The organism is Kitasatospora sp. NPDC001539, assembly GCF_040298565.1.
Classification (GTDB): Bacteria; Actinomycetota; Actinomycetes; order Streptomycetales; family Streptomycetaceae; genus Kitasatospora.
Window position 1 is genome coordinate 18,224 of record NZ_JBEPAK010000020.1, and the last position, 26,174, is coordinate 44,397.

Consider the following 26,174-nt stretch of genomic DNA (forward strand, 5'->3'; position numbering starts at 1 on the left):
CCGCAGCGGGGCGCGAACGGGCGGGTCCTTCCGGGCCCGCCCTGCCCCGTTCCCGGACGGCCGCCGCGGGGACGGCACCTTCCCGGACGGCCGCCCTCCCCGACGCCCGCCCTACGGCCGCCCTCCCCGACGCCCGCCCTACGGCCGCCCTCCCGGACGGCCGCCGCCCTACAGGCCGCCGCCCCTACAGGTCGCCGTCGCTGCGGCTGGGCAGCCCGGCCTGGGTGGCGATCGCGTTCCACAGGGTCGAGGCCTGCTTCTTCGCGGTGGTCGCCGTGCCGCTGGCCTGGACGGCGTTCTTGTAGTGCTGGTTGCCGGTGTCCGGCTTCTTCGGGTCGCAGGAGGACTGGGCGTCGGTCGCCCAGGCCGCGTACTCGTCGTCGGCCTGCGCCGAGGCCGTCCAGGCGGCGTTGAGCTGGTCGACCAGCTGCTGGCCACCGGGCAGCTTGTCGGTCTTCAGCTGGCCGAGCTTGGTCTGCAGCTCGCGCCGCTTGCCGGCCGCCGCGGCCAGGGCCTGCTGCGACTCGGGCAGTTTGTCGCACTTCTGCACCGAGGTGACGGCGGACACCACCGAGCTGCGGCTGTCGCTCGCCGTGCCCAGCAGGTCCGAGAGCGGCTGGGCCTGGGCCTTGACCTCCGGGTCGACCGCGGCGCCGGAACCGCTCGCGCTCCCCTTGCCGGAAGCGCTGCTGCCGGCCGCGGCCACCGGGGTGGTCTTCTGGGCGCCCTTGGTGTCGCCACCACCGCTCATCAGCACGGCGACCAGCACGCCGGCCGCCGCGCAGCCCGCCACCACACCGCCGATGATCAGCTTGCCGGACGGGCGGCCGCCGCGGAGGGACCCGCCGCCCTGGGTGGCGTCCGGGTCCGGCCCGTGCCCGCGGGCCTCCTCGCCGTAGCCCTGCGCGGGGTACACCGGCTGCTGCGGCTGAGGCTGCGGGGCGTAGCCCTGGTACCCGGGCGCGGCCTGCGGCGGGACGCCGTAACCGGGCTGCTGCGCGGGGTAGCCGCCGCGCGGGTCGGCGGCCGGGTACGGCGGCAGGTGCTGGGTCTCCGGGGCCTCGGGCTGCGGGACGCCGTAGCCCTGCTGCGGTGCGGCGCCCCACGGGGGCTGCTGGGCCGGGACGCCCTGGGGCGGCATCGTGTGCGCACCCTCGCCGAGGTACTCCGGCTGCCCGGACGGCTGCCCGACCGGCGGCACGGCCGTGGGGCCCTGCGGTTGGCCCGGCTGACCCTGCGGCTGGCCCGGCTGGCCCTGGGGCTGGCCGGGCTCGGGGCGGAACAGGTCGTCCAGGTTGAAGTCCCCCGAGTTGGGGTACGAGCGGCGCTGGCTCAACGCGATTCCTCACCTGGGCCGGACCGCGCGCTGACGGCGGACCACATCTCGTCGGTTCTTGGGAGCATCACAGTTCCTTGGACGTCGCGCCCACGCTACCGGTTCGCCTCACCGGGTGACCACGTGGGCGGGACAATCCCACACGCTCCCTGCACAGACGGTCTCTGGTCCGCCTCCTGCTCTCCGTCAGGCCGCCTCCGCGTCCGCCCGGGCGTGGAACTCGCGCACCACCCGCTGCTCCCGGTAGGGCTCCAGCCGGCGCCGGAACTCGTCCAGGTACTCCACGCCCCGGTTGGAGCGCAGCCCGCTGAGCAGCCGCACCGCCTGGGTGCCCGTCTCGCAGGCGCGCTCGAGGTCGCGCTGCTGGAGCTGGGCGGTGGCGAGCAGCACCAGGTCCACCGCGCGGCGGCGGACCCGGGTCGGCGGGTGGAGGTCGAGCGCCCGGCGGGCGTAGTGCTCGGCCTGGCCGGCCTGCTCCAGGTCCCGGTGGCAGTGGGCGAGCTCGTCGGCGAGGTAGGCGTCGTCGAAGTGGGCGATCCAGTCCGGGTCGTCCTCCGGGCGGCGCTTCTCCATCATCTCCAGCGCCTTGGCCGACACCGCCTCGCAGGAGCGGGCGTCGCCGAGCAGGGCGTGGCCGCGGGCCTCGGCGGCGTAGAACATCGCCATCGCCGTCGGTGTGGCGACCGTCCGGGCGCCCTCCTGGGCGGCGCGGGCCAGCTGGGCGATCTCCCGCGGGTTGCCGAGGGTGGCCGCCAGGTGGCTCATCGAGGCGGCCAGCACGTACCCGCCGTAACCGCGGTCGTCGGCGGCCTGGGCCAGCCGCAGGGCCTGGATGTAGTAGCGCTGGGCCAGCCCGGGCTGTCCGGTGTCCACCGCCATGTAACCGGCCAGCTCCGTCAACCTGGCCACCGCGGCGAACAGTTGGCGGCCGGTCTCCTCCCGGTAGGCGCCGCCGAGCAGGCCGGAGACGACCGAGTTGAGGTAGTGGACGACCACCGGGCGCACGTGGCCGCTGCCGAAGCGGTGGTCCAGGTCGACCAGCATCGCGGTGGTGGCCTTGACCGCCGCCACGTCGGTCGGGCCGACCCGCGGGCCGCCGGTGCGGGCCACCACCGGGTCGGGCGGGGTGATCAGCCAGTCCCGGCTGGGCTCCACCAGGGCGGACGCGGCGACCGTCGCCCCGGTCAGGAAGTCCCGCCGGCCGACGTCACTGCGCCACAGCTCGCACACCTGCTCCAGGGCGGCGTTCAGGGTCGGCGCGAACTGCAGCCCGATGCCGGAGCTGAGGTTCTTGCCGTCGGCCATGCCGATCTCCTCGACCGACACGCTGCGGCCGAGTTTGCGGCCCAGGGCCTCGGCGATCACGGCCGGAGCCTGCCCGCGCGGCTGCTGCCCGCGCAGCCAGCGGGCCACGGAGGTCTTGTCGTAGCGCAGGTCGAGTCCGTGCTCCGCGCCGCACAGGTTGACCCTGCGGGCCAGACCGGCGTTGGAGCAGCTGGCCTCCTGGATCAGTTGCTGCAGACGCTCGTTGGGCTGTCGTGCGACGAGTGGTCTCGCGGCCATTGGGCTTCGCCTCCCCACACCCTCCGGCCCTGGCCGGCGGGCGACGATTCTGCTGATCTGTTGCCGACTGTCCGACCGTCCAAGGAATCTGACACCAGGTTAGCGATCAGCAACGCCAGCGGGATACCCACGGTGACGGGCCGCACCCCCCACGCGCCCTGGGAAATGCTTCCGTGCGCCCCCGCTGCGCCGGGCTCCGCCCGCCCCAACTCGGTCGAGTCACCGGTTCGGGTGACATTGCCCGGATGCACCCGACCGGGGCTCCCAGGGCCGTAACCAGCCTCACGCACGGTAGTTGAGCAGCCCGTGGAAGAGACCCCCGACGCCCCCGGCCAGGACAAGAACGCCGGCCTGCCCCCGCTGCTGATCGAAGCCGTCGGCTACGCCGAGAACCGCCACTGGGAGGTGGCCCCGGGCGCCTGGCTGATCGACGGCGACGGACCCGCCCGCTGCTCCTGCGGCGACCCGCGCTGCGCGCTGCCGGGCGCCCACCCGCTGGACGCGGACTGGGCCCGCAAGGCGAGCGCCGGGCCGGGCGCGGTGCGGCGCTGGTGGACCGAACGGCCCAAGGCCTCGATCCTGCTGCCCACCGGCCGGTCCTTCGACGTGCTGGACGTGCCGGAGACCGCCGGGTGCCTGGCACTGGCCCGGATGGAGCGGATGGACCTCCAGCTCGGCCCGGTCGTGGTGCTGCCCGCCTCGCCCGGCCGGGTGGGGCGGCGGCTGCACTTCCTGGTGCTGCCCGGGGTCGCGGCCAAGCTGCCGGAGATGCTCCGCAAGCTGGGCTGGCCGCCCGGGCGGCTGGACCTGGTCGCCCGCGGCGAGGGGGACTGGACGATCGCCCCGCCCTCCCGGGTCGGCTCCACCGGCTACGCCCAGTGGGCCCGCTCCCCCTCCGCGCTCAACCGCTGGCTGCCGGACGCCGCGGAACTGATCAGCCCGCTCGCCTACGCCTGCGGCCGCGAGGCCCCCGCGCACCGGGACCAGGTCGTCCAACCGGCCGGAGTCTGACCCCGCGGAACCGCCCCGGAACCTGCCGCCCTGCGCCCGATCGGGTGAGGGCGTGCGCCGCGCGGGACCACGCGCACGAGTGACGGGCCTTGTCTCCCACCGGAGGCGGGGCCCGTCACACGCATGTGCGGATAAGACCCCGGTCTACCCGCTGGTCAACCGGAGAAGCCCCTCGGACGAGTGACAGCGCTCAAGGATTGCCATGATCGGCCGAGGGGAGGAATTGCGGTGTGTGGGGACGCCGGAAGGGTCGCTCGGACGGGGAAGCCGGGCGAGGCGGTGGAGGGGAGAACCGGGAGGGACGGGAGGGAGCGGAGGGGACGGGAGGGAGCCGGGGAGGACGGGAAGGGCCCGCTGCACGGGGAGCAGCGGGCCCTGATCGTCGGTGCGGGCGCCGGCCGGGCTCAGGCCTGGGCGACGAAGACGTGCTGGGCGATGTCCTTGCCGAGCTCCGCCGCGTTGTCCCCGGTGCCGACCAGCACCCCGGCCACGCCGGTGCTCACCTTGACCGTGGAGCCCGGCCGGACGCCGGCCCGGCGCAGGGTGCTCATCAGCTCGCTGTCCGTCTGGATCGGCTCGCCGATCCGGCGGACCACCACGTCGGCCCCGGCGTCACCCGGCTTGACGGTGTCCAGCGGGACGAGCGCGGCGTCGAAGCCCTCGCCCTCGGCCTTGGTGTCGCCCAGCTCGTCCAGGCCGGGGATCGGGTTGCCGTACGGGGACTGCGTCGGGTGGCCGAGCATGGCGAGCACCTTGCGCTCGACCGTCTCGCTCATCACGTGCTCCCAGCGGCAGGCCTCCTCGTGCACCTGCTCCCACTCCAGGCCGATCACGTCGACGAGCAGGCACTCGGCGATGCGGTGCTTGCGCATGACGCGCACCGCGAGCCGGCGGCCCTCCTCGGTGAGTTCGAGGTGGCGGTCCCCCGCGACCTGGAGCAGGCCGTCGCGCTCCATCCGGCCGACTGTCTGGCTGACCGTGGGACCGCTCTGCTCCAGGCGCTCGGCGATCCGGGCGCGCATCGGGACGATGCCCTCTTCCTCCAGTTCCAGGATGGTGCGAAGGTACATCTCAGTGGTGTCGATCAGCCCAGACATCGCCGCTGGCTCCGTTCTTCGGTGTCCTCACCGCCAATTCTGACGTACCGCACCGACAACCGGGCCCGCCCGGGGGCTTCCGGTGCCCGTTTTCGTTCCTGTTGACAGCGGTGCCGCCGGGGCGCGACCGTGCTCGCCGTAGCTTTCTCCACTGGCGGTCTGGACCACCCCGGCCGTCCCACCCGGCCGGCGCCCCCACCGGCAGAGAGCGGAGGCAACCGATGGACGACCTGGTCGGCAGGTACTTCGACGCCGCGATCGACCACCTGAGGCGGGTCCGCGACGAGGAGGCCGACGCCATCGAGGCCGCCGCCGCCCTGCTCGCCGAGGCGGTCGCCGAGGGCCGCCGGGTGTTCACCTTCGGCGCCGGGCACTCCTCGCTGCCCGCCCAGGACGTGGTCTACCGGGCCGGCGGGCTGGTCCCGGTGAACCTGCTGAACGTCCCCGGGATGGCCGGGGTGACGATGATGCCGGCCCCGCTGGCCAGCGCCCTGGAGCGGGTCTCCGGACTGGCCACCGCCACCCTGGACCTCACCCCGGCGACCGCCGGGGACCTGCTCTTCCTGGTCTCGCTGTCCGGCCGCCAGGTGATGCCGGTGGAGCTGGCCCGGCACGCCCGGGACCGCGGCCTCACGGTGATCGGGGTGACCTCCCTGGCGTACCCGGGCGAGGTGCCCTCGGCACACCCCTCCGGCGACTACCTGAAGGACCACTGCGACGTGGTGCTGGACAGCAAGGTCGCGGTCGGCGACGGCGAGCTGACCCACCCCGGCGCCGAGACCTCCTTCGGGCCCGTCTCCACCATCGTGACCAGCGCGCTGATGCAGGCCGTGGTCGCCTCAGCGGTCGGCCGGCTGGCCGACCGGGCCGCCGCCGGGGACGCCCCCGCCCCGCCGCTGTTCCGCTCCGGCAACGTCCCGGGCGGCACCGAGTGGAACGCCGAGCAGATGGCCCGGAACGCCGAGCGCATCCTCTACACCTACTGAGGCACCCACCGAGGCGGCCACTGCGGCGGCCACCGGGGCGGCCACTGCGGCGACTGACGGCATCCGCCGGCGCCCACCGGCACCTGCCGGGGCACCTGCCCGGGCGCCGCCGCCACGGCCGCCGGCCCGCCACCCGCGCACACCCTGGGTGTACGCCCGAACACGCGCCGTACCGGACAACCACCGGGGGCTTCCCGGCCATTGCGGGCGGCCCGGGGGCCGGCGAGGCGTACCGGGAAGGCGCCCGGGGCAGGACAGCGGTGCGACCGGAGCGACGGGTGGGGGCCGAGCATGGCGTCTGGGGCGGAACGGACGGGGTGGGTGCGCGAGCGCGAGCTGCTGCCCGAGTTCTTCTGGGCCGCCGACGCGGCCTCGCTGCGGGGCCAGCGCCGCGCGGTGCTGCTCTCCGCCTGGGAACTGCTCCTGCTGCTGGCCGCCGCCGCGACCGGCTCGGCCGACGGCGAGCCCTGGGCCTGGCCGGCGGCCGGCGCCTACCTGGGGGCGGTGGTGCTGGCGGTGGTGATCAGCCGGCAGAACCCGGAGGGCCTCTGGTACCAGGGCCGGGCCGCCGCCGAGTCGGTGAAGACGCTGGCCTGGAAGTTCGCCGTCCGGGCCGACGCCTACCGGCCTCCGCCGCGCAGCCTGCCGGACGCCGAGGGGCTCTACCGCTACCAGCTCGCCCGGGTGCTCGGCGCCTTCCGGGACGGCCCGGTGGCCGTCCCGACCGGCGGCGTGGAGGCCGCCGGGATCACCGAGGCCATGCGCCGGCTGCGCGCCCAGCCGCTGGCGGTGCGCCGCGAGGTGTACCTGAACGAGCGGATCAGGGTGCAGCAGGACTGGTACCGCGGCAAGGCCCGCTACTGCGCCCGGGCCGGGTACTGGGCCGGTGTGCTGGGTGTGCTGCTGCCGGCGCTGGGCCTGGTGCTGGCGGTGCTGCGGGCGCTCGGAGCGTTCACCTACGACGCGCTGGGCACCGTCTCGGCGGTGGCCGCCTCGGTCACCGCCTGGGCCCAGCTGCGCCAGTACCGGCCGCTGGCCGCCGCGTACGCGTTGGCGGCCGACGAGCTGGAGCTGATCCGCAGCCAACTCGCCCGTCTGGACGTCGAGTCGGCGGACGCCGAGGAGATCTGGGCCCGGCTGGCCCGGGACGCCGAGGACGCGGTGTCCCGCGAGCACACCACCTGGCAGGCCCGCCGGGAGGTGCGCACCACCACGGACCGGGAGCACTGAGGAGGAACGCGTGGCGTTACGGATGGTCAAAACGGCGGACGGTCGCGCCCTCGCCGTCGAGTCCCTCGGCGACCCGCGCGGCCGTCCGGTGTTCCTGCTGCACGGCATGCCGGGGAGCAGGGTCGGCCCGCACCCGCGCAGCACCGTGCTGTACCGGCTGGGCGTGCGGCTGATCTCCTACGACCGGCCCGGGTACGGCGACTCCACCCGCCTGTTCGGCCGCAGGGTCTCCCACGCGGCCGCCGACGTCCGCACCATCGCCGACGAGTTGGGGCTGGACGGCTTCGCGGTGCTCGGCCGCTCCGGCGGCGGCCCGCACGCGCTGGCCTGCGCTGCGCTGCTGCCGGAGCGGGTCGCCCGGGTCGCGGTGCTGGTGGGCCTGGCGCCGCGCAACGCGGCCGGCCTGGACTGGTACGCCGGGATGACGCCGTCCAACGTCCGCGCCTACCGGGAGGCGGACCGCGGGCACGGCCGGATCGCCGACGCGATGGAGTTCCGCTCCCGCCAGATCAAGGACGACCCGGTCCGGCTGCTGAACGGGTTGCGCACCGAACTCTCCGCCGCCGACCGGGAGGTGGTCGGTGACAGCGGCCTGCGCCGGATGCTGCAGAGCAACTACCGGGAGGCGTTCCGGCACGGCGCGGACGGCTGGATCGACGACATGCTGGCGTTCACCGCCGACTGGGGCTTCGAGGTCGACTCGATCCGGGTGCCGACCTGGCTGTGGCACGGCGCCGACGACCAGTTCTCACCGGTCGACCACTCGCGCTGGCTGGCGGACCACATCCCGGGCGCGGAGCTCTTCCTGGAGCCCGGCGCCGCGCACTTCGGGGCGTTCCGGGTGATGACCACCGCCCTGGCCTGGGCCGCGGGTTAGCCTCGCCGGCCCCGCTCAGGCCTTCACCGGGGTGAGCGGTCCGCGCCCGTCCAGGACGGCCGTGATGTTGTCCACCGCGAGGCCGCCCATCGCCTGCCGGGTGCGGACGGTGGCGCTGCCGAGGTGCGGGACCAGCACCGCGCGCTCCTGGGCGAGCAGCGCGGCGGGGACGTCCGGCTCGTGCTCGAAGTTGTCCACGGCCGCGGCGAACAGCGCCCCGGACTCCAGCGCGGCGGCCAGCGCCTCCTCGTCCACCACCCCGGCGGTCATGCTGACCACCACCGCGCCGCGCGGCAGCAGCGCCAGTCGGCGGGCGTCCAGCAGGTGCCGGGTCTCCGCGGTGCACGGGCAGGTGACGACCAGCACCGTGGAGGTGGCGAGCAGGTCCTCCAGCGGCTTCCACTCGGCGCCCTCGGCCTCCTCGGGCGGCAGTTCGCGGCGGTTGTGGTAGCTCACCGGCATCTCGAAGGCGCGGGCCCGGCGGGCCACCGCCTGCCCGATCCGGCCCATGCCGAGCACGCCCAGCGGGGTGCCGGCCAGCTCCAGGCCGAGCAGGAAGTTCGGCCCCCAGGTCCAGGGCGTGCCCGAGCGCAGCAGGCGCTCCCCCTCGCCGAGCCGGCGGGTGGCGGCCAGCAGCAGCGCCCAGGCCGTCTCGGCGGTGGCGGTGGTGAGGACGCCGGGGGTGTTGGTGACGACCACGCCGCGCTCGGCGCAGGCGGCCACGTCGATGTTGTGGTAGCCGACGGCGTGGTTGGCCACGATCTCCAGCTGCGGGCCGGCCGCGTCCAGGAACTCGGCGTCCACCCGGGTGTTGAGGGTGGTCAGGACGGCCCGGCGGCCGCGCACGGCGGCGAGCAGCTCGGCGCGGTCCATCTCCTCGTCGGTGTCGCGGCAGGTGACGGCGTACCGGGCGGTGAGCCGTTCGAGGACGCCGGGCGCGAGGCGCCGGGTGACCAGGACGGGGGGCGGGGTGTCCATGCGCACCTCTCCGTTCGCTCGCTGCGCTCGCACACGGCGCAGCGTACCCCGCCCCCGTCGGCCGCCTACACCGGCTGCGGTTCCAGGTCCCGGTTGATCCGCTTCCAGCCGCGCGCGGACACCGTGTTGGGGTGCTCCTCGCCGAACTGCCGGATCAGCTCGGCGATCGCCCGGGCGCGCAGCTCGGCGGCCTGGGTGTGCCGGCCGGCCGCGCGCAGGGTGATCGCCAGGTTGGCCTCGCAGGCCACCGCGTCGGGGTGCTGCGGGGAGTACCGTGCGCACAGGCCCGCGTACGCGGCCCGGCCGAGTTCCTCGGCGAGTTCGGTCTGCCCGGCGTCGCCGTAGGCGTTGGCCAGGTTGATCACCGCGTTGAGGGTGTACGGGTGGTCCGCCCCGACGGATCGGGTCAGTCCCTCGACGGTGAGCCGGCCGCGTTCGATGGCGCCCTGGACGTCGCCGCTGCCGCGCAGGTAGATGCCGAGGTTGTTGGCGCAGGCCAGGGTGAACGGGTGCTCGTCGCCGAACAGCCGCCGGTGGCCCTCGTAGACGGTGGCGCAGAGGTCCCGGGCGGCCTCCTTGTCGCCCGAGGCGCTGTGGTCGGCGGCGAGGTTGAGGGCGCAGGCCAGCGCGTCGGGGGCGTCGGCGCCGTAGCGCTCCAGGTAGCGCTCGTAGGTCTCCTTGGTGATCCGCCGCGCCTCGGCGAGCTGGCCGATCCGGCGCAGCGAGACCGCCAGCGACTTGGCGTTGCGCAGGTTCTCCGGGAGGTCCGGGTCGAGCACGTCGCCGAGGTCGGAGGTGACCTCCTGCAGCAGCTCCACCGAGCCGCGGTAGTCGCCGAGTTCGCGCAGGTCGCGGGCGAGGTTGGACTTGGTGGACAGGGTGTACGGGTGCTTGGGGCCGAGCACGGCGGTGCGCCGGTCGAGGGTCTCCTGGTCGAGTTCGCGGGCGGCCTCGCTGTTGCCGACCAGCCGGTAGTCGATCGCCAGGTTGTTGGCCATGGAGAGCGTGCGCGGGTTGTCGTCGCCGAACAGCTCCCTGAACTGCTCCAGGATCTCCTGGTCGAGGTCCAGCGCGGCCTGGAACCGGCCGAGCGCGCGGCGGTCGGCGCCGAGCGAGCCGGCCGTCATCAGGGTGTACGGGTGGTGCTCGCCGAGCAGCGCCCGCTGGCGCTCCAGGGTCGCTTCGTCCAGGGCCAGCGCCTCGGCGTAGTTGCCCTGGGAGCGCAGCACGTTGGCGAGCTGGAAGCGCAGCAGCAGGGTCTGCCGGTCGTCCTCGCCGAGCTTGCTGGTCCACTCCGCGTCCAGGGCGTGGCCGAGGTCGCGGGCGCGGTCCAGCTCGCCGCGCTTCCACAGGTAGCGGACCCGGTCGATGAGCAGCTGCCGGGTGTCCGCCTCGTCGCAGTTGTGCGCCTTGGAGGGCGACAGGTGCGGCCAGATCTCGTCGAAGGCGGGCCAGTTGGCCGGGTCGTCGGTGTCGCCGAGGACGGGCCGGGCGCCGGTGAGGATGCGGTGCACCTCGTGGACGGCGATCTCCTGCTCCTCGTCGGTCATTCCGGCCCGGATCACCGCCTGGACGAGCCGGTGCACCTGGAAGCTGTTGCTGCCGGCGTCGACCTTGGCCAGCGCGTAGCGGCCGATCGCCTGGATGACCTTGCCGAGCATGAACTTGTCGCGCAGGTCGGCGTCGTACCTCACCAGCGCCCGGATCATCTGGTCGCTGTAGAAGAGGTTCATGGAGATCGGTTCGGGCGCGAAGAAGGCGCACAGCTGCAGCAGTCGCACCGCCGCCGGGGACTGCTGGCGCAGTCGCCCTATCGAGACGTTCCAGGTCGCGGCGACGGGGGTGGGGTAGTCGGCGGGGCGGCCGACGGCGAGCGCCCGGGCCGCTTCGGCGTGCAGCTGGGCGACGTAGGTGTCCACCGGCGTGCCGGTGGTGTCCAGCCAGGCGGCGGCGACCTCGACGGCCAGCGGGAGGTCCCCGACGGCTTCGGCGACCCGGTCGGCGTCCGCGCGGGAGAGGCTTCGGGCGCGCCGGGACAGGTGCTCGACGCTCTCGCCGCGGGTGAAGACGTCGACCTCCAGCGCCTCGGCGTGCCCGGTCCAGGCCTGGTTGCGGGAGGTCACCAGGATGTGGCCGGAGCCGCCGGGGAAGAACCGGCGGATCTCGGCGGGTTCGTCGGCGTTGTCGAAGATCAGCAGCCAGCGCGAGGTGGGCACGCCGCGGCGCAGCGCCTCCCGGGCGGCCTCGGCGGCCTCGGTGACGGAGTCGCCGACCCGCAGGCCCAGTCGGCGGGCGAGTTCGGCCAGCGCCGGGGCGACCAGCTCGGTCTGCTCGGCGTCGATCCACCAGACCAGGTCGTAGTCGGACATGAAGCGGTGGGCGTACTCCAGCGCCACCTGGGTCTTGCCGACGCCGCCGAGCCCGTAGAGGGTCTGCGGGGTGGGCAGCACGGCGGCCATGCCGCCGCGCAGCTGGTTGCGCAGCTGCTCCAGGACGGCGGCGCGACCGGTGAAGGAGGGGTTGCGCGGGGGGACGTCCCACACCGCGGGCTTGCTCCCGGGGAAGCGGGGACCGCCGCTGGGGGCGTCGCCGAGCGCGGCGTCGCCGCGGCCGAGCGCGCGCAGCAGGCTCTGGATCGACTGGGTCTCGTCGCGGCCGACCAGGTCCACCGGGTTGCGGTTGCTGAACGGCGCGGTGAGCCGGACGTCGCCGACCCGGACGGGCAGCAGCTGGCGCCGGGTGCCGGAGGGGTCGGAGCTGACCACCGACTCCCACAACGCCCGGGCCTGCGGGGAGCGCTGGTAGGCGGGCGAGAGCACGGCGACGGTGCGGTAGGCGGAGTCGATCCCGCGCTCGGTCTCCTCGCGCGGGTCGGTGCCGGCGCTGAGGTCGCGCGGCAGCACCCGGAAGCCGGCCCTGGTCAGGACGGACTCGATCCAGTCCGCCCACATCCGGTCCTCGGGCACGTACGACAGGTAGAGGTCGGCGGGGACGGACGGGCGGCGGCGGGTGAACGCGTCCACGTAGCGCAGCCGCACCTCCTCGTCCACCGGGGGCAGCCCGGTGGCCCGGCCCTCGGTGATCACGGCGGTGAGCCGCTCGCAGGCGGCCAGCATCGAGGTGGGCGTCCCGGTCTGGTCCCCGAAGGTGGCGAGGATCTCCTCGTAGGCGTAGAACGGCCGGTACGGGATCTCCACCGAGCCCCAGTACTGGGCGAGTTCCTCGCCGGTCAGGCCGGCCGGCAGGCCGTCGAAGCGGACCCGGGCGAGGGCCCGGCCGGCGTCCGCCTTCTCCTTCTCGCCCTCGTCGATGCGCATCGGGACGGGCAGGATGCGGATGCCGCGCTCGCGGTAGCGGTCGTGGATGTGCTGGGCGATCCGGGAGGCGCCGTCGATGGACTGGTCGCTGAGGGTGAAGCAGACCACCAGGTCGTCGGGCATCTGGACGGTGCAGATCTCGGCGATGTCGGACAGGCCCGTGCGGGAGTCGATCAGCACGTAGTCGTAGCGCTTGGCCATGTCCGCCTTGAGCGCGTCGAAGAACTGCCCGCCGTCGAACCGGTCGTAGAAGATGTCCCAGTCGAGGTGGGTGACGGCCTCGGAGTAGTCGCGGTTGAACTGGCCCGCGGAGAGGAAGTCCAGGCTGCCGCCGGCCGGGAAGTGCGGCCAGCTGAGCGAGATCGCGTGCGGGCTCACCCGGGCGAAGTCCAGGTGCCAGCCCTCGGCGTGCTCGACCGGGCGCAGCGCCTCCTCGCGGTACTCGGCGATGAGGTCCATCATCCCGGTGGTGCCGGCCAGCGAGGCGGGGTCGAGGAAGGGGTGGAAGAACTTGGCCAGGCCGGGCGCCTCCAGGTCCCAGTCGACGGTGAGCACCCGGAAGCCGTTGGCGGCCAGGATCCAGGCGGTGTTGGCGAGCGCCATGGTGCGGCCGGTGCCGCCCTTGTAGGAGTAGAAGGTGATGATCCGGCCGTTGCGGTCCTGCTCGGCGGCCCGCTGCTCGGCCTCGCGCTGGGCGGCGAGTTCGGCGGACGTGAGTCCTCCGAGGCGGAGGTTCCTGGTGCGGTTCTCGCTCATCGGTGTCCTCGTCCTCCCAGGGGCGCCATCCCGTCATCGGGGTCATCGCCGTCGTCACGGTCGGGGTCGTGCGGGTCCGGGCCGAAGGAGTCGACGCGGTGGCCGCCTGTTTCGAAGCCGTTCCGGCCGTGCGGGCCGTTCCGGCCGTACGGGTCCTGCGAGTCGTACGGGTCCTGCGCGTCGTACGGGTCCTGCGCGTCGTACCGGTCCTGCGCGTCGTACGGCCCGCGCGGGCGGTGCGGGCCGTTCCGGCCGACCGGGCCGGTCGGCCGGCGCGGGCCGTCGGGCCCGCCGGGCCCTTCGGGGCCGTGGGGGCCGTCCGGGCCGTCCGGCCCCTCCGGGCCGTAGCCGCTCGGGCGCCGGAAGGCCTCCCGCAGGCTCGGCCGGGGCCTCGGCGGCTCCTCCGGTTCGGTCCTGGTGCGGCCCTCGAAGGCGTACTTGGCCTTCATCGCCGCCCGGGGCAGCGCGTCGTCGAAGTCCTCCAGGGTGTTCAGCCCGGTCGGGCCGGTCACCCCGAGGAAGCTCGGCCGGCTCGCACGCCGGGTGATCCGCAGGGTCTGGTCGCTCAGCTCGACCAGCTCGCGGCCGCCCCGGTCGCACTCCGGGTCGTCGGTGTTCCAGGGCTCCAGCACGCTCACCCAGGTGGCGTCGCAGCGGTCGAAGCGGCGGACGAGCTCGCGCCGGCGCGGGTCGCGCAGCGCCCAGCGGTCCAGCAGCAGCAGTCCGGGGGCCTCGGCGTTGCCCTCGATGATCGACTCGACCTCGTCGTCGAACTCGTGGACGGTCGGCTGGAACCCCAACTGCCGCGCGAGGCGCACCGCGTGCTGGGCGATCGGCGAGCCGACCGGGCGGTACGGGTGCCAGTCGGTCCGCTTGGCGCCGTAGAAGTCGGGGTTGCGGTCCGGCGGCAACTCGCCCTGGTGGTAGGTGAGGACGGAGATCCGCAGCTGCTTGGTCGGCGCGGTGACGTTGAAGGCGCTGGGCAGGCCGTTGAAGTCCAGCCGCCGGCCGACCGGGATCACCGTCTCCTCCGCCACCTGCACGATCCGGGCCGCCAGCCGGTGCACGGCCAGCTCGTAGGCGGCGCGGAAGTAGCTGAGCTTCATCAGCGCGTAGAGGCCCTCGGTGGCGTAGTCGGGCCCGAAACTCGCGTGGTTGAACTGGAGTTCACTGGCCACCGTGGGGAGGCGGTAGCGGCTCATCGGCGCCCACAGCACCGGGACGATTCCGCTGGTGCGCTCCGAGTCGATGGTCGCCGGGTAGACCGGACGGCGGGTGAAGGCGTGCCACTCCTGGCCGCACGGCACGCTGTTGAAGTACCGGGGGGAGTACAGCGGTACGAACACCCGACAGGTCGCCAGTTCCTCGGACAGCCGGTCGGCCCACAACTCGCCCTGGTGCATGGACTCGTCCATGAAGCCGACCGGCACCCCGGCCGGGACGGTGGTGAGTTGGAGCACCGCCTCGCACAGGTCGCGGTACAGCTGCCGCACCCAGTGGTTGGGGTCACCGGCACCACGGGCGCCGGCCTTCGGGGTGTGCGCGTAGGAGAGGAAGAAGTACGGCCGGGCGTCGTCCTCGTCCCAGCCACGGTCGTTCACACGCGCCTCCCCCGGGCCCGTCGGCAACCTGGTTCCCGCAGCCCCCGTGCGCGGGGTCTCAGTGTAGGAACGACTGACGCCCCAATGGAATAGCACAACGTCTCGCACGAATTGACATGACCGAAACGATGCCGCTGCCCCCGCCCTCCGGCAGTAGCCTCGTTCCGGCCACCCCGGACGATCAGGAGAGCCGCCCATGGACCACCTCGACTGGCAACGCTCGACCTTCAGCAGCGACCAGCCCAACTGCCTGGAGATCGCCTCCGAGGGCGATCTCGTCTACATCCGCGAGTCCGCCGACCCCACCCGCGTCGTCACCACCACCCGCACCAAGCTGAACGCCTGGATCCTCGGCGCCAAGGACGGCGAGTTCGACCACTTCGTCGGGCTCTGAGCCGCGGAGAGCGCCGCCCGCCGCCGCCGATGCACCGCCGGTCCACCGCCGGTCCACCGCCGGTCCACCGCCGGTCCACCGCCGCAGGACGCCGGATATCCCGTGGCGCGTCCGGCGGCGGGCGGCGAAGATCTCGGCATGCACGCCTTCCTCCGCACCGAGCGGCTCGTGCTGCGCCCGTTCACCGAGGCCGACGCCGATCACCTCTTCGCGCTGGACAACGACCCCGAGGTCATGCGCTTCATCAACGGCGGTGCGCCGACCAGCCGGGAGGAAATCGGGACGGCGGTCCTGCCGCGCCTCCTCCACGACTACCCGTGCCTCGGCACCCGCGGCTTCTGGGCCGCCGAGGAGCGGGGCACCGGGACGTTCCTGGGCTGGTTCGAGTTCCGCCCCCTCGACGAGCACAGCTGCGCCGTGGTGGAGCTCGGGTACCGGCTGAACCGGGCGGCCTGGGGCCGGGGCCACGCCACCGAGGGATCGCGGCACCTGATCGACAAGGGCTTCACCGACCTCGGCGTGGAGCGGGTCACCGCGAACACCATGGCCGTGAACACCCGCTCCCGGCGCGTCATGGAGAAGTCGGGCCTGTCGTTCCTGCGCACCTTCACCGGCGACTGGCCGGACCCGATCCCCGGCTCCGAGCACGGCGAGGTCGAGTACCGGCTCACCCGGGCCGAGTGGCAGCAGCGCCGGTAGCCGGGGCGACAGCGCCGGTAGCCGGGACGGCCGCCCCGGGGAGGGCGTGCTGCTTTCCGGTCAGGTGCGGCGCAGCGGGCTCAGGCGCGGGCGCGCAGGATCCGTTCGGCGAGGTCGACGGCCTCCCGGACGGGCACCAGCCGGCAGTCGGCGTCGCCGACGCGCCCGGTGGTGACGCCGGTGGCGGCCGCGAGGACGTGGCCGCCGAGTTCGGCGAAGTGCACGTCGTCCAGGTCGGGGGCCTCGAAGGCGACCCACCCCTGCGGTGCGACGCAGCGGTACTCCCGGAGCCGGACGCCGGGCAGCCTGAGGTCGGCGAGGTGGAAGGCGGTGAAGTTGGCCATCGGGACGCCGATCATCAGCACCCGGGCGTCCAGGTCGTACAGCCGCCCGAGCGGGGAGTCCGGGCCGAGGTGGGAGGTGAGCGGGTGGCGGCCGGTGATCTCCTGCGCCCGTGGGCCGAGCGCGGCCCAGGAGGTCTGGGGGTGGCCGCTGCGCAGCGCGCCCGGACGGGTGCGGACGGCCTCCGAGAGCGCGCCCATCGTCGGGGAGGCCGGGGTGGTGGCCGGGTCGAACCGCGGCATCCGCGCCCGGTACGCCTCGGCTTCGGCCGGGGAAAGCCCGGCGACGGCCTCCTGGTGGATCCGCGAGGTGGAGGAGTTCTCCGGGGTGGCGGTGTAGGCCACCAACGTGCCGTCCGGGCCGAGCACGTCGAGCAGTGCGTCGACGACGCCCCCGGCCCCGCCCGGCACCGGCCCGAGCGCCCGTAGCGACGCCTGGACGTGCAGCACCGTCCCGGGGCGGACCCCGAGTCCGGCGAAACCGTCGGCGAGTGCGGAGACGGACGTCACGGCCACTCCTTCGGATCAGGCCTCGGCGGGCTTCAGCGGCCCTCGCTCCAGGCGCGCCCGCTCGGCATCCCGCTCGGCCGCGGCCGGCAACGGTACGGCGAGCCACGGGGAAAGGCTCTCCCGCATGCCGTCCGCGAAACCCCGGCCGAGCGGTGTCAGCGCGCCCGACTCCACCAGTCGCTCCACCGCCTCCGCCGTGTACCGCCGCCAGAGCGCGAACCGGGCCCGTGCCCGGTCCGCCGCCTCGCCCGGCAGCCCGTCGTAGGCGGCCGTGCGCGTGCCCCAGTACTCCGTCACCGCCAGGTGCGCGTAGGTGCCCTGGAGCAGTCCCTCCAGCGGTCGGGGATCCGGCCGCCAGGGCGCGAAGTACAGCCGGTCGTCGGCCCGGTCGTGGAGGTCGAAGAGGTCCAGGACGGCGCCCAGCTTCACGTGCTGGAACTCGTGCGCGAGCAGCAGCGCCAGGGTCGGCGCCGTCGAGGGCCGTGCGATGCCGACCGCCCCGTACGCCTGCCGGGCCGCCGAGCTGACGTCCCGGCCGTCCGGACCGGGCCGCAGCGGGGTCACCGTGGCCAGTCCGGTCCGGATGCCCTCCGCGTACTGCGGCAGGTCCCGCCCGAGCAGCTCCCAGGCCTCGCGCAACGCGCCCGTCCAGCCGAGCAGTTCGCCGTCCGACAGCCGGCCGGTGACCGGGTGGTCGTGGCTGTCCCGCAGCGGGTCGAGGTCCTCCAGCGCGACCGTCCACCCGCCGGCCAGCCGGATCCGCCGCAGCGGCTGGTCCAGCGCGGTGAACACCGCCCCGTCGGAGGCCCGCACCTCCAACCCGTCCGCCCGTCCGGTGACCACCGCCTCCCCGTCCGGCACGGCGATCCGCCCCAGCGTCGGCAGGTGCAGCCATCCGCCGCGGACCGGCACCGGCACGGCGTCGCCCCGCCCGGCCCGCACCGCCGCCGCCGCCGCCAGCGCCGCCAGCCCGCCGAGCCCGACCGACAGGTCCCCGGCGAGCCGCCGGGCGGCCCACGCCCGCGCGTACGGGTGCGCCAGCACGGCGTCCACGGCGGCGGGCGCCGCGACGTCCAGCTCCGACAGCAGCGCCCACGCCTCGGCCCGGCCCTTTCCGGAGGCGTCCCAGGCCGCGGCCAGCATCGCCCGGGTGAGCGCCGACTGCGCGCGGGACAGCGCCCGTACGGTGTCCTCGCCGCCGTGCCCGCGGGCCAGCTCGCCGAGTTGCGCCGCGGTGAGGGCGGCGGTAAAGGCGGTGGGCGGCAGTGGCGGTTCGCCGCCCGGTGCGGGTACTGACACGGGACTGTCCTTCCCGGCGATGCCGTTGATGAGCGCCATGAGGTCGCCGCAGTAGACCGAGGGGTTGTCGAAGCCGTTGTCCGCCCGGTACCGGTGGGCGTAGAGGCCGCCACCGCAGGAGCGGACCACCGGGCAGGCGCGGCAGGTCGGGCTCAGCCCGTCCGTGCCGGTCTGCCGGGCGGCGATGCCGGGGTGCAGCGCCACCTGGTCGAGGCTGTGCGAGAAGACGTCGAGCCCGGTCTCCGGCGCGCCGTCGTACGCGGTCTTGAGGCTGTCCGCCTGTTCGAAGCTGCCGTCCGTCTCCAGCACGACGAGGTCGGAGGGCTCCAGTCCGAGGGACTCGGTGAGGCTGGAGAGCCCACGCAGTGTCCGGTGCACGGATTCGAAGGTCCGGACGGCGAACGGCCGCCCGTCCTCCTCCCACAGCGCGTGGACGGTGAGCAGCCAGTCCGCGTACGGGGTGCCACCGCTGCCCGCCACGCGCTTCGGCGGTTCCTCCCAGGTGGCGTGCGGCAGCAGGAAGTCGACGGCGGGCGGCGCCAGTTCGGCCAGCGCCCGGTACACCGCGACCGGGTCGTTCTCGATGTCGACGGTGCACAGCAGCCCGGCGAACAGGTGCCGGTACTCGGGTCGGCGCAGCCGTTGGACGGCCCGCAGGACCATGGGGTGGCTGCTGCGGCCGTCGGCGAAGCGCCGGTGGCGGTCGTTGGCGGCGCGGTCCCCGTCGAGCGAGATGCCGATCCTCACGTCCAGTTCGGCGAACAGCTCGCAGTAGGCGTCGGAGAGTTGGACGCCGTTGGTGTGGATGCGCAGGTCCAGCGCGCAGCCGGGCGGCAGGGCCGCCCGGAGCGCCTCGGCGGCGTGGCGCAGCCGGTCCGGGCCGGCGAGCAGGGGTTCTCCCCCGTGCAGGACGACCCGGACGACGGGCAGCCGGTGGGCCGCCGCGTGCTCGCCGATCCGCTCGGCGACGGCGTCCAGGACTTCTCGGCCGATGACCTTCGGGCGCCGCCGCCAACTGGTGTCGGCGTGCTCGTACACGTAGCAGTGGTCACAGGCGAGATCACACCGGCTGTGGACCTTCACCACGAACTGGGTGAAGGGCCGGGGCGTCGGCTTCATGGTCGGTCGGATCCTGCTCGGCCGCCGGGTCGGCCGATCAGATCGAGGAGTTGAAGGCCGCGACCGGCACCGCACCCGCTCCGGTGTCGGGGAGGGCTCGCCGGATCCTCGCCGAGAGCTCCTCGGCGCCGAGCTGGGCGAGGTCGGCGAGCGAGGGCCGTTCGCCACTGCCGATCGCCTGAGGCTCCGTCAGTTCCGTGTGGGGCGTGGTGTCCAGTGCGGGTGTCATGTTCGATTCTCTTCCACGATGGGGGTTAGAGAGAAGCAGAGCCGGGTATACACGTCGGCTTGGTCGCAAGGGTACTGCGGGCGTGCGAGCCGCAGCGCTCCCTTCCACGGCACTACCTGCCCGTTACCCCCTTCGTACTGCGAAGTCTCGCCGAAAGTTCACCTGTTCGGCGGTCGCGCGAAGGCACCTGACCGGCGCATGGACCGCCCGCCGGGCCGGGCCCCGAGCCCACCGGGCGGTCGGTCCGCGCCCGGTCACGGACAGAGGCGCTCCACCCGCCACCCCGTGGGCCGGGTCGGGTCGGCGAGGTAGCGGAGGCGGTCGTGCAGGCGGTTCTCGCGCCCCTGCCAGAACTCGACGACCTCCGGGACCACCCGGTAGCCGCCCCAGAACGGCGGGACGGGCACGCCCTCGCCCTCCGGGTAGCGGCGCTCCAGTTCGGCGTAGCGCTGCTCGAGGACGTCGCGGCCGCTGACCGGGCTGGACTGCTCGCTGGCCCAGGCCCCGAGTTGGGAGCCGTGCGGGCGGGTGCGGAAGTAGGCGGCGGTCTCGTCCCGGCCGACCTTCTCGACCGGCCCCTGGACGATCACCTGGCGGGCCAGCGAGATCCACGGGAAGAGCAGCGCGGCGTACGGGTTCGCGGCGAGCTCGGAGCCCTTGCGGGAACCGTAGTTGGTGTAGAAGACGAAGCCGCGCGCGTCGTACCCCTTGAGCAGGACGGTGCGCGAGCTGGGCCGCCCGTCGGCGTCGGCGGTGGAGAGCACCATGGCGTTGGGCTCGAGCACCCCGGCGTCGTCCGCCTCGTGGAACCAGTGGGTGAACTGGCTGATCGGCTCGGGCGCGAGCTGCTCCTCGACCAGGCCCTCGTGGACGTAGTGCCTGCGCATCACGGCGAGGTCCGGACCGGGGCGGGCCACGTCGGCCGGGGTCCGGTTGGCGGGGCTCTGGGGCGTCGGCTGGGCGCGTTCCGGGGTCTGCACGCCAACATCATCCCGTACGACAAGCGGCCGGGCCGCTACCTCCGGACGAACCGCAGTCGGGGATAAGGTGTCTCGCCACCGCTTGGCCGTCCGTCACAGGGGGAATTGTCCGGAACCGGGTGTTTGGTTCCGGGGGTCTCCCGGGCACGACCGACCCTTGACGGAGAAGTCAAGCGGGCCTGCGGGAAACATCACCACGGTGGTGTATGGCGCAATGCACCCCGTGCCTGTCACTCTGGCACGGAGTGCCAACCACGATTCGGTCACTGGCGCGCCGCCCCACCACGGTGAAGCGCCGATCGCAGAGCTGAAGGAGCCGTCGTATGTCCGACTTCGTACCCGGGCTTGAGGGAGTCGTCGCGTTCGAGAGCGAGATCGCCGAACCCGACCGTGAAGGCGGAGCGCTGCGGTACCGCGGCGTCGACATCGACGACCTGGTCGGCCACGTCTCCTTCGGCCACGTCTGGGGCCTGCTGGTGGACGGCAAGTTCAACCCCGGCCTGCCGGCCGCCGAGCCCTTCCCGATCCCGGTGCACTCGGGCGACATCCGGGTCGACGTCCAGTCCGCGCTCGCCATGCTCGCCCCGGTCTGGGGCCTCAAGCCGCTGCTCGACATCTCCGCCGAGGAGGCCCGCAACGACCTCGCCCGCGCCGCGGTGATGGCGCTGTCGTACGTCGCCCAGTCCGCCCGCGGCCAGGGCCTGCCGATGGTCCCGCAGAGCGAGATCGACAAGGCCGAGACGGTCGTCGAGCGGTTCATGATCCGCTGGCGGGGCGAGCCGGACCCGAAGCACGTCAAGGCCGTCGACGCCTACTGGACCTCCGCCGCCGAGCACGGCATGAACGCCTCGACCTTCACCGCCCGCGTCATCGCCTCCACCGGCGCCGACGTCGCGGCCGCGCTCTCCGGCGCGGTCGGCGCGATGTCCGGCCCGCTGCACGGCGGTGCGCCCTCCCGCGTGCTCGGCATGATCGAGGAGATCGAGCGCACCGGCGACGCCGTCAAGTGGGTCAAGAACGCGCTGGACAAGGGCGAGCGCCTGATGGGCTTCGGCCACCGCGTCTACCGCGCCGAGGACCCGCGCGCCCGGGTGCTGCGCCGCACCGCCAAGGAGCTCGGCGCGCCGCGCTTCGAGGTCGCCGAGGCGCTGGAGAAGGCGGCGCTGGAGGAGCTGCACAACCGCCGCCCCGACCGCGTGCTGGCCACCAACGTCGAGTTCTGGGCCGCCATCATGCTGGACTTCGCCGAGGTCCCGGCGCACATGTTCACCTCGATGTTCACCTGCGCGCGTACCGCGGGCTGGTCGGCGCACATCCTGGAGCAGAAGCGCACCGGTCGCCTCGTGCGCCCCTCCGCGCGCTACGTGGGCCCCGGCCCGCGCCGCCCCGAGGAGATCGAGGGCTGGGACGCCATCGCCCACTGAGCGCGTCCGGCGGACGGCCGTGCTGCCGCCGCACACCACCTCTGACCAGCGGGTCCGGCCTCGACCGGGCCCGCTGTCGGCGCCCGGCGGAGAGCCGGGACCGCAGTCTCAGCCGGCGGACGGGCGTACCCGGGGCCGGCCCCCGGCCGGTAGGCTGCCCGCGTGGCTCAGATCCAGATCCCCGCTGACATCAAGCCCGCAGACGGCCGTTTCGGCTGCGGACCGTCCAAGGTGCGCCCCGAGGCCCTGAGTGGGCTCGCCGCCACCCAGACCTCCCTGCTCGGCACCTCGCACCGCCAGGCCCCGGTCAAGAACCTGGTCAAGCGCGTGCGCGAGGGCGTGAGCAGCCTCTTCTCGCTGCCGGACGACTACCAGGTCGTCCTCGGCAACGGCGGCTCCACCGCCTTCTGGGACATCGCCGCCTTCGGCCTGGTGCGGGAGAAGTCCCAGCACCTGGACTTCGGCGAGTTCTCCTCGAAGTTCGCCTCCTCCGTCAAGGCCGCGCCGTGGCTGGCGGAGCCGACGGTGATCAAGACCGCCCCGGGCACCCACCCGCTGCCGGTCGCCGAGGCCGGCGTGGACGTCTACGGCCTCACCCACAACGAGACCTCGACCGGCGTCGCGATGCCGATCAGGCGCCCGGCGGGCGCGGACGAGGGCTCGCTGGTGCTGGTGGACGCCACCTCGGGCGCCGGCGGCCTGCCGGTGGACATCACCGAGACCGACGTCTACTACTTCGCCCCGCAGAAGTCCTTCGCCTCCGAGGGCGGCCTGTGGCTGGCCACCTTCTCCCCCGCCGCGCTGGAGCGCGCCGCCGAGATCGCCGGCTCCGGCCGGTACGTCCCGCCGTTCTTCTCGCTGCCGACGGCCATCGACAACTCGTCGAAGGACCAGACGTACAACACCCCGTCGATCGGCACGCTGTTCCTGCTGGCCGACCAGCTGGAGTGGCTGAACGGCAACGGCGGGCTGGACTGGGCCGTCGCCCGTACGGCCGACTCCTCCTCCCGGCTGTACGGCTGGGCCGAGAAGTCCTCCTTCGCCAACCCGTTCGTGGCGAACCCGGCCGAGCGCTCCCAGGTGGTCGGCACCATCGACTTCGACGAGTCGGTGGACGCCGCCGCGGTCGCCAAGGCACTGCGTGCCAACGGCATCGTGGACACCGAGCCGTACCGCAAGCTGGGCCGCAACCAGCTGCGCATCGCGATGTTCCCGGCGATCGACCCGGCGGACGTCGAGGCGCTCACCCAGTGCATCGACTACGTGGTCGAGAAGCTCTGACCGCACCCGGACGCCGGCACGGCTGAGGGCCACCGCCTGCGGGCGGTGGCCCTTGCGTGTGTCCGGCCTACCGGTTGACGAGTGAGCTGATCAGCACGATGACCAGCAGCAGCACCAGGGTGCCGGAGACGATGCGCATACGAGTCTTGGGATCCACGGTCAACGAGCGTACCTCCGGCTCACACCCGGGCCGACCGGCGCCCTCAGCTCCAGTCGGCCAGCGGCCAGGAGCGCAGTGACTCGTAGCGGACGGCGCCGCCCTCCTCGCGGCTCTCCATCAGGTGCAGCTCGACGGCCTCCCACTCCGGACCCGAGTACGGCGCCAGCGCCGCCGCCAGCGTGTCCAGCTCGGCCGCCGCGACCCGCTGGACGGCCCGCCGGTGACCGCGGTGGGAGCCGGCCCGGGCCAGCGTGAGGTGGGGGTGGAAGCCGAAGGCGTCGGTGTCCCCGGTGAACTCGGCGACGGCCCCGGTGACCGCCTCGGCGAGCCTGCGCAGCGCCCAGGTCTGGCCCTCCACCCCGGCCCAGAGCACCCGGTCGCCGAACCGGCCGGCGCCCGCGATCCGCAGCCGGTGCGCCGGGTGCACCTCGGCGACGGCGGCCAGACCGCTCTCCAGCTCCGGCAGCCGCTCGGCCGGCACCTGGCCGAGGAAGGCGAGGGTGAGGTGCCAGCCGGCGGCGGAGGTCCACCGCAGCCGGTCGGCCCCGGGCAGGCCGTGCAGGGGGGCGACCGCGTCGGCCAGCTCCTGGAGTGCCGGGATCGGCGGCAGGACCGCCGTGAACAATCTCATGGGCCCATCCTCCCGCTCTTCCCACGCCCCCGAACCTGGGCTAGAACGGGTTCATGATCGATTCAAGCGGCGTGAAGATCCGCACCGGAGGTCCCGAGGACGTCCCCGACATCCTCGCCCTGCTCGACGGAGCCGTGGCCTGGCTGGCCGACCAGGGCCGCACCGGCCAGTGGGGCGACCGGCCCTTCTCCACCGACCCGGCCCGCGCGGAGCACATCGCGCAGTACGGCGCCGAGCCGTTCCTGATCCGCCTCGCCGTCGACGACCAGGGCCGTACGGTCGGCTCCTGCGTGCTCTCCGAGGAGCGCGGCCGGTACGTGCCCGCCGTGGACGAGCGCGAGCTGTTCGTCCGCAACCTGGTCACCGACCGCAGCCGCAAGGGCTCGGGCATCGGCGCCGCGCTGATCGCCGACGCGGTCGAGGAGGGCCGCCGGCGCGGCATCGGCCTGCTGCGGGTGGACTGCTACGCCGGCGCCGACCGCCGACTGGTCGCCCAGTACCGGGCGCTCGGCTTCACCGAGACGGAGAGCTTCGAGGTCGAGCAGCCGACCGGTGTCTGGCCGGGCCAGGTGCTCGCCATCCGGCTCTGACCCGGCGCCGCCGGGCGCCCCTCGGGCCCCGGCCCGGACCGCAGAGGACCCCCGGGGCGGGCCCCGGGGGTCGGCAGGACGACGGTCTCGGCCGCCACCACCGGCACGGCGTCAGGGCATCGCGACCAGTGCGGCGCCACCACCGGCACGGCGTCACGACCAGCAGGGCGTCACCACCGGCACGGCCGCGCCGCAGCCGTCAGCAGGCCGGGGCCAGCTCCGCCTTGCTCGCCGCGCGGGTCCGCGGCACGACGGCCACCACCCGGCCGCCGCGGCCCGGGTGCAGGTCGAAGCGCACCCGCAGGTCCGCGCTGCGGGCCAGCGCCAGGCCGACCGCGCCGGCCGCCAGCGCGGAGACCACGCCGCAGGCCAGCAGGCCCAGCCGGGGCCCGTACGAGGCGGTGACCCAGCCGACGATCGGGGCGCCGATCGGGGTGCCGCCGGTGAAGACCAGCACCAGCAGGCCCATCACCCGGCCGCGCACCTCGGGGTCGGTGGCCAGTTGCAGCGTGGAGTTGACCGAGGTGTTGAAGCTCAGCCCGAACACGCCGATCAGCGTCAGCAGCAGCGCGAAGGTCCAGTAGTCGGGCGCGAAGGCCGCGACGACCTCCAGCAGCCCGAAGCCCAGGGCCGCGCCGACCAGGCGGCGCAGCCGCGGCGCGCCCCGGCGGGCGGCGAGCAGCGCGCCGGCCAGTGAGCCGACCGCCATCGCGGTGTTCAGCAGGCCGTACTGCCCGGCGCCCACCTTGAAGGTGTCGTAGGCGAAACCGGACAGCAGCGTCGGGAAGTTGAAGCCGAAGGTGCCGATGAACCCGGCCAGCACCATCGGCCAGAGCAGCTCGGGCCGCTCCTTCACGTAGCGCAGGCCCTCGCGCAGCTGGCCCTTCTCGCGGGCGATCGGCTCGGTCGGGCGCAGTTCGCCCTCCCGCATGGCGAGCAGCCCGCCGATCACGGCGGCGAAGGACAGCGCGTTGACGGCGAAAGCCCAGCCGCTGCCGACCGCGGCGATCAGCAGGCCCGCGACGGCGGGGCCGACCAGGCGGGCGGTCTGGAAGTTGGCGGCGTTCAGGCTGACGGCGTTGGCGAGGTCCTTGGGCCCGACCATCTCGGAGACGAAGGCCTGCCGGGTCGGGTTGTCCACCACGGTGACCAGGCCGAGCAGCAGCGCGAAGGCGTACACGTAGTAGGGCGTGACGATGCCGCTGACGGTCAGCACGGCCAGGCCGGCGGCGAGCAGGCCCATGGTGCCCTGGGTGTAGATCAGCAGTCGGCGCTTGGGCATCCGGTCGGCGAGCACACCGCCGAACAGGCCGAGCAGCAGCATCGGCAGGAACTGCATGGCGGTGGTGATGCCGACGGCCAGCGGGCTGCCGGTGAGGCTCAGCACCAGCCAGTCCTGGGCGATCCGCTGCATCCAGGTGCCGGTGTTGGACACCACCTGGCCGGCGAAGTAGTAGCGGTAGTTGCGGACGCGCAGGGAGGAGAACATCCCCCCGGGCCTGGTGAAGCGGGCGCCTGTGGGGGACGGGGCCGCGGAGCGGCCGGGAGCGGCGGGGTCGTCCGCCGCGGTGCGTTCGTCGGGGTCGTCGTCGCCGTTGCCGGGCAGTCCCGTCGGAGCGGGGGCCTGGGCGTCGGCGGCCGCGGGGCCTGCCGCGGCGGGGTCGGTGGTCGGGTCGTCGGTACGGATGGCGGCGGCGCTGGCTGCGGCCGGCGGTGTCACGGTGGTCTCCCCTCGCGGCGCGACGGCCGTGGTGGCGGCCGTCGC

The 26,174-nt window shown here is 74.1% G+C and carries 21 protein-coding genes; 9 read left to right on the forward strand and 12 right to left on the reverse strand.

Going from position 1 to position 26,174, the window contains the following annotated elements:
- Nucleotides 1-184 precede the first annotated feature (184 nt).
- Both ABT247_RS06215 and ABT247_RS06220 read right to left on the reverse strand, forming a co-directional pair.
- On the reverse strand, nucleotides 185-1,336 hold the full coding sequence (locus ABT247_RS06215; RefSeq protein WP_350738732.1) for a hypothetical protein: 1,152 nt from the start codon (nucleotides 1,334-1,336) through the stop codon (nucleotides 185-187).
- A gap of 186 nt (nucleotides 1,337-1,522) precedes the next feature.
- Entirely contained in the window at nucleotides 1,523-2,899 is a 1,377-nt protein-coding gene (locus ABT247_RS06220; protein ID WP_350738735.1) for an NsdA family TPR-like regulatory protein, read from the reverse strand.
- A gap of 306 nt (nucleotides 2,900-3,205) precedes the next feature.
- Here ABT247_RS06220 and ABT247_RS06225 point away from each other — a divergent pair, with 306 nt between their 5' ends.
- On the forward strand, nucleotides 3,206-3,910 hold the full coding sequence (locus ABT247_RS06225; RefSeq protein ID WP_350738737.1) for a bifunctional DNA primase/polymerase: 705 nt from the start codon (nucleotides 3,206-3,208) through the stop codon (nucleotides 3,908-3,910).
- Between the two features lie 404 nt (nucleotides 3,911-4,314).
- Here ABT247_RS06225 and ABT247_RS06230 read toward each other — a convergent pair whose 3' ends face one another.
- Nucleotides 4,315-5,007 (reverse strand): iron-dependent transcriptional repressor DtxR, encoded by a 693-nt coding sequence (locus ABT247_RS06230; RefSeq protein WP_350738740.1) that lies wholly within the window; start codon nucleotides 5,005-5,007, stop codon nucleotides 4,315-4,317.
- Between the two features lie 221 nt (nucleotides 5,008-5,228).
- Between ABT247_RS06230 and ABT247_RS06235 the strand changes: the two genes are divergently transcribed.
- The 3 genes from ABT247_RS06235 (at nucleotide 5,229) to ABT247_RS06245 (ending at nucleotide 8,100) form a co-directional block, all read left to right on the forward strand.
- Nucleotides 5,229-5,993, forward strand: a complete 765-nt coding sequence (locus ABT247_RS06235) for a sugar isomerase domain-containing protein (protein ID WP_350738742.1) — start codon at nucleotides 5,229-5,231, stop codon at nucleotides 5,991-5,993.
- A 321-nt stretch (nucleotides 5,994-6,314) separates the two neighbouring features.
- On the forward strand, nucleotides 6,315-7,223 hold the full coding sequence (locus ABT247_RS06240) for a DUF4231 domain-containing protein (RefSeq protein WP_350738745.1): 909 nt from the start codon (nucleotides 6,315-6,317) through the stop codon (nucleotides 7,221-7,223).
- A gap of 22 nt (nucleotides 7,224-7,245) precedes the next feature.
- Complete coding sequence (locus ABT247_RS06245) at nucleotides 7,246-8,100, forward strand: alpha/beta fold hydrolase (protein WP_350738781.1); 855 nt, start codon at nucleotides 7,246-7,248, stop codon at nucleotides 8,098-8,100.
- Between the two features lie 15 nt (nucleotides 8,101-8,115).
- On the opposite strand, the gene ABT247_RS06250 is transcribed toward ABT247_RS06245, so the two are convergent.
- From ABT247_RS06250 to ABT247_RS06260, 3 genes are all read right to left on the reverse strand, one after another.
- Nucleotides 8,116-9,078, reverse strand: coding sequence for a 2-hydroxyacid dehydrogenase (locus ABT247_RS06250; protein ID WP_350738748.1), 963 nt, complete (start codon nucleotides 9,076-9,078; stop codon nucleotides 8,116-8,118).
- A gap of 65 nt (nucleotides 9,079-9,143) precedes the next feature.
- Nucleotides 9,144-13,151, reverse strand: a complete 4,008-nt coding sequence (fxsT, locus tag ABT247_RS06255; RefSeq protein ID WP_502892392.1) for an FxSxx-COOH system tetratricopeptide repeat protein — start codon at nucleotides 13,149-13,151, stop codon at nucleotides 9,144-9,146.
- Nucleotides 13,148-14,752, reverse strand: coding sequence for a TIR-like protein FxsC (locus ABT247_RS06260; protein ID WP_350738752.1), 1,605 nt, complete (start codon nucleotides 14,750-14,752; stop codon nucleotides 13,148-13,150). Before ABT247_RS06260 ends, fxsT begins: the two co-directional genes overlap by 4 nt.
- Nucleotides 14,753-14,948: 196 nt before the next feature.
- On the opposite strand from ABT247_RS06260, the gene ABT247_RS06265 reads away from it, so the two are divergent.
- On the forward strand, nucleotides 14,949-15,146 hold the full coding sequence (locus ABT247_RS06265) for a DUF397 domain-containing protein (RefSeq protein ID WP_350738755.1): 198 nt from the start codon (nucleotides 14,949-14,951) through the stop codon (nucleotides 15,144-15,146).
- Nucleotides 15,147-15,284: 138 nt separating this feature from the next.
- On the forward strand, nucleotides 15,285-15,845 hold the full coding sequence (locus tag ABT247_RS06270) for a GNAT family N-acetyltransferase (RefSeq protein WP_350738758.1): 561 nt from the start codon (nucleotides 15,285-15,287) through the stop codon (nucleotides 15,843-15,845).
- An 80-nt stretch (nucleotides 15,846-15,925) separates the two neighbouring features.
- Here ABT247_RS06270 and ABT247_RS06275 read toward each other — a convergent pair whose 3' ends face one another.
- The 4 genes from ABT247_RS06275 to pdxH form a co-directional block, all read right to left on the reverse strand.
- Entirely contained in the window at nucleotides 15,926-16,696 is a 771-nt protein-coding gene (locus ABT247_RS06275; protein WP_350738760.1) for an AAC(3) family N-acetyltransferase, read from the reverse strand.
- A gap of 15 nt (nucleotides 16,697-16,711) precedes the next feature.
- Entirely contained in the window at nucleotides 16,712-19,114 is a 2,403-nt protein-coding gene (locus tag ABT247_RS06280) for an FxsB family cyclophane-forming radical SAM/SPASM peptide maturase (protein ID WP_350738763.1), read from the reverse strand.
- Nucleotides 19,115-19,151: 37 nt separating this feature from the next.
- Nucleotides 19,152-19,343, reverse strand: coding sequence for an FxSxx-COOH cyclophane-containing RiPP peptide (fxsA, locus tag ABT247_RS06285; RefSeq protein WP_350738766.1), 192 nt, complete (start codon nucleotides 19,341-19,343; stop codon nucleotides 19,152-19,154).
- Nucleotides 19,344-19,597: 254 nt separating this feature from the next.
- On the reverse strand, nucleotides 19,598-20,230 hold the full coding sequence (gene pdxH / locus ABT247_RS06290; RefSeq protein ID WP_350738787.1) for a pyridoxamine 5'-phosphate oxidase: 633 nt from the start codon (nucleotides 20,228-20,230) through the stop codon (nucleotides 19,598-19,600).
- Nucleotides 20,231-20,646: 416 nt separating this feature from the next.
- Between pdxH and ABT247_RS06295 the strand changes: the two genes are divergently transcribed.
- Together ABT247_RS06295 and serC are read left to right on the forward strand one after the other, a co-directional pair.
- Complete coding sequence (locus ABT247_RS06295) at nucleotides 20,647-21,747, forward strand: citrate synthase 2 (RefSeq protein WP_350738769.1); 1,101 nt, start codon at nucleotides 20,647-20,649, stop codon at nucleotides 21,745-21,747.
- Between the two features lie 162 nt (nucleotides 21,748-21,909).
- On the forward strand, nucleotides 21,910-23,028 hold the full coding sequence (gene serC, locus ABT247_RS06300) for a phosphoserine transaminase (protein ID WP_350738772.1): 1,119 nt from the start codon (nucleotides 21,910-21,912) through the stop codon (nucleotides 23,026-23,028).
- A 203-nt stretch (nucleotides 23,029-23,231) separates the two neighbouring features.
- On the opposite strand, the gene thpR is transcribed toward serC, so the two are convergent.
- Nucleotides 23,232-23,819, reverse strand: coding sequence for an RNA 2',3'-cyclic phosphodiesterase (gene thpR / locus ABT247_RS06305; RefSeq protein ID WP_350738775.1), 588 nt, complete (start codon nucleotides 23,817-23,819; stop codon nucleotides 23,232-23,234).
- A 53-nt stretch (nucleotides 23,820-23,872) separates the two neighbouring features.
- Here thpR and ABT247_RS06310 point away from each other — a divergent pair, with 53 nt between their 5' ends.
- On the forward strand, nucleotides 23,873-24,409 hold the full coding sequence (locus ABT247_RS06310) for a GNAT family N-acetyltransferase (RefSeq protein WP_350738778.1): 537 nt from the start codon (nucleotides 23,873-23,875) through the stop codon (nucleotides 24,407-24,409).
- A 199-nt stretch (nucleotides 24,410-24,608) separates the two neighbouring features.
- Here the strand turns inward: ABT247_RS06310 and ABT247_RS06315 are convergent, their stop codons facing one another.
- Nucleotides 24,609-25,898, reverse strand: coding sequence for an MFS transporter (locus tag ABT247_RS06315; protein WP_350738790.1), 1,290 nt, complete (start codon nucleotides 25,896-25,898; stop codon nucleotides 24,609-24,611).
- Nucleotides 25,899-26,174 lie beyond the last annotated feature (276 nt).

Bases quoted from the DNA above. Each gene is read 5' to 3' on its own strand.
- ABT247_RS06220 (WP_350738735.1), bottom strand. From the start codon at position 2,899: ATGGCCGCGAGACCACTCGTCGCACGACAGCCCAACGAGCGTCTGCAG.
- ABT247_RS06230 (WP_350738740.1), bottom strand. From the start codon at position 5,007: ATGTCTGGGCTGATCGACACCACTGAGATGTACCTTCGCACCATCCTG.
- ABT247_RS06235 (WP_350738742.1), top strand. From the start codon at position 5,229: ATGGACGACCTGGTCGGCAGGTACTTCGACGCCGCGATCGACCACCTG.
- ABT247_RS06245 (WP_350738781.1), top strand. From the start codon at position 7,246: ATGGTCAAAACGGCGGACGGTCGCGCCCTCGCCGTCGAGTCCCTCGGC.
- ABT247_RS06250 (WP_350738748.1), bottom strand. From the start codon at position 9,078: ATGGACACCCCGCCCCCCGTCCTGGTCACCCGGCGCCTCGCGCCCGGC.
- fxsT (WP_502892392.1), bottom strand. From the start codon at position 13,151: ATGAGCGAGAACCGCACCAGGAACCTCCGCCTCGGAGGACTCACGTCC.
- ABT247_RS06265 (WP_350738755.1), top strand. From the start codon at position 14,949: ATGGACCACCTCGACTGGCAACGCTCGACCTTCAGCAGCGACCAGCCC.
- ABT247_RS06270 (WP_350738758.1), top strand. From the start codon at position 15,285: ATGCACGCCTTCCTCCGCACCGAGCGGCTCGTGCTGCGCCCGTTCACC.
- ABT247_RS06280 (WP_350738763.1), bottom strand. From the start codon at position 19,114: ATGAAGCCGACGCCCCGGCCCTTCACCCAGTTCGTGGTGAAGGTCCAC.
- fxsA (WP_350738766.1), bottom strand. From the start codon at position 19,343: ATGACACCCGCACTGGACACCACGCCCCACACGGAACTGACGGAGCCT.
- pdxH (WP_350738787.1), bottom strand. From the start codon at position 20,230: ATGCGCAGGCACTACGTCCACGAGGGCCTGGTCGAGGAGCAGCTCGCG.
- ABT247_RS06295 (WP_350738769.1), top strand. From the start codon at position 20,647: ATGTCCGACTTCGTACCCGGGCTTGAGGGAGTCGTCGCGTTCGAGAGC.
- thpR (WP_350738775.1), bottom strand. From the start codon at position 23,819: ATGAGATTGTTCACGGCGGTCCTGCCGCCGATCCCGGCACTCCAGGAG.
- ABT247_RS06310 (WP_350738778.1), top strand. From the start codon at position 23,873: ATGATCGATTCAAGCGGCGTGAAGATCCGCACCGGAGGTCCCGAGGAC.
- ABT247_RS06315 (WP_350738790.1), bottom strand. From the start codon at position 25,898: ATGTTCTCCTCCCTGCGCGTCCGCAACTACCGCTACTACTTCGCCGGC.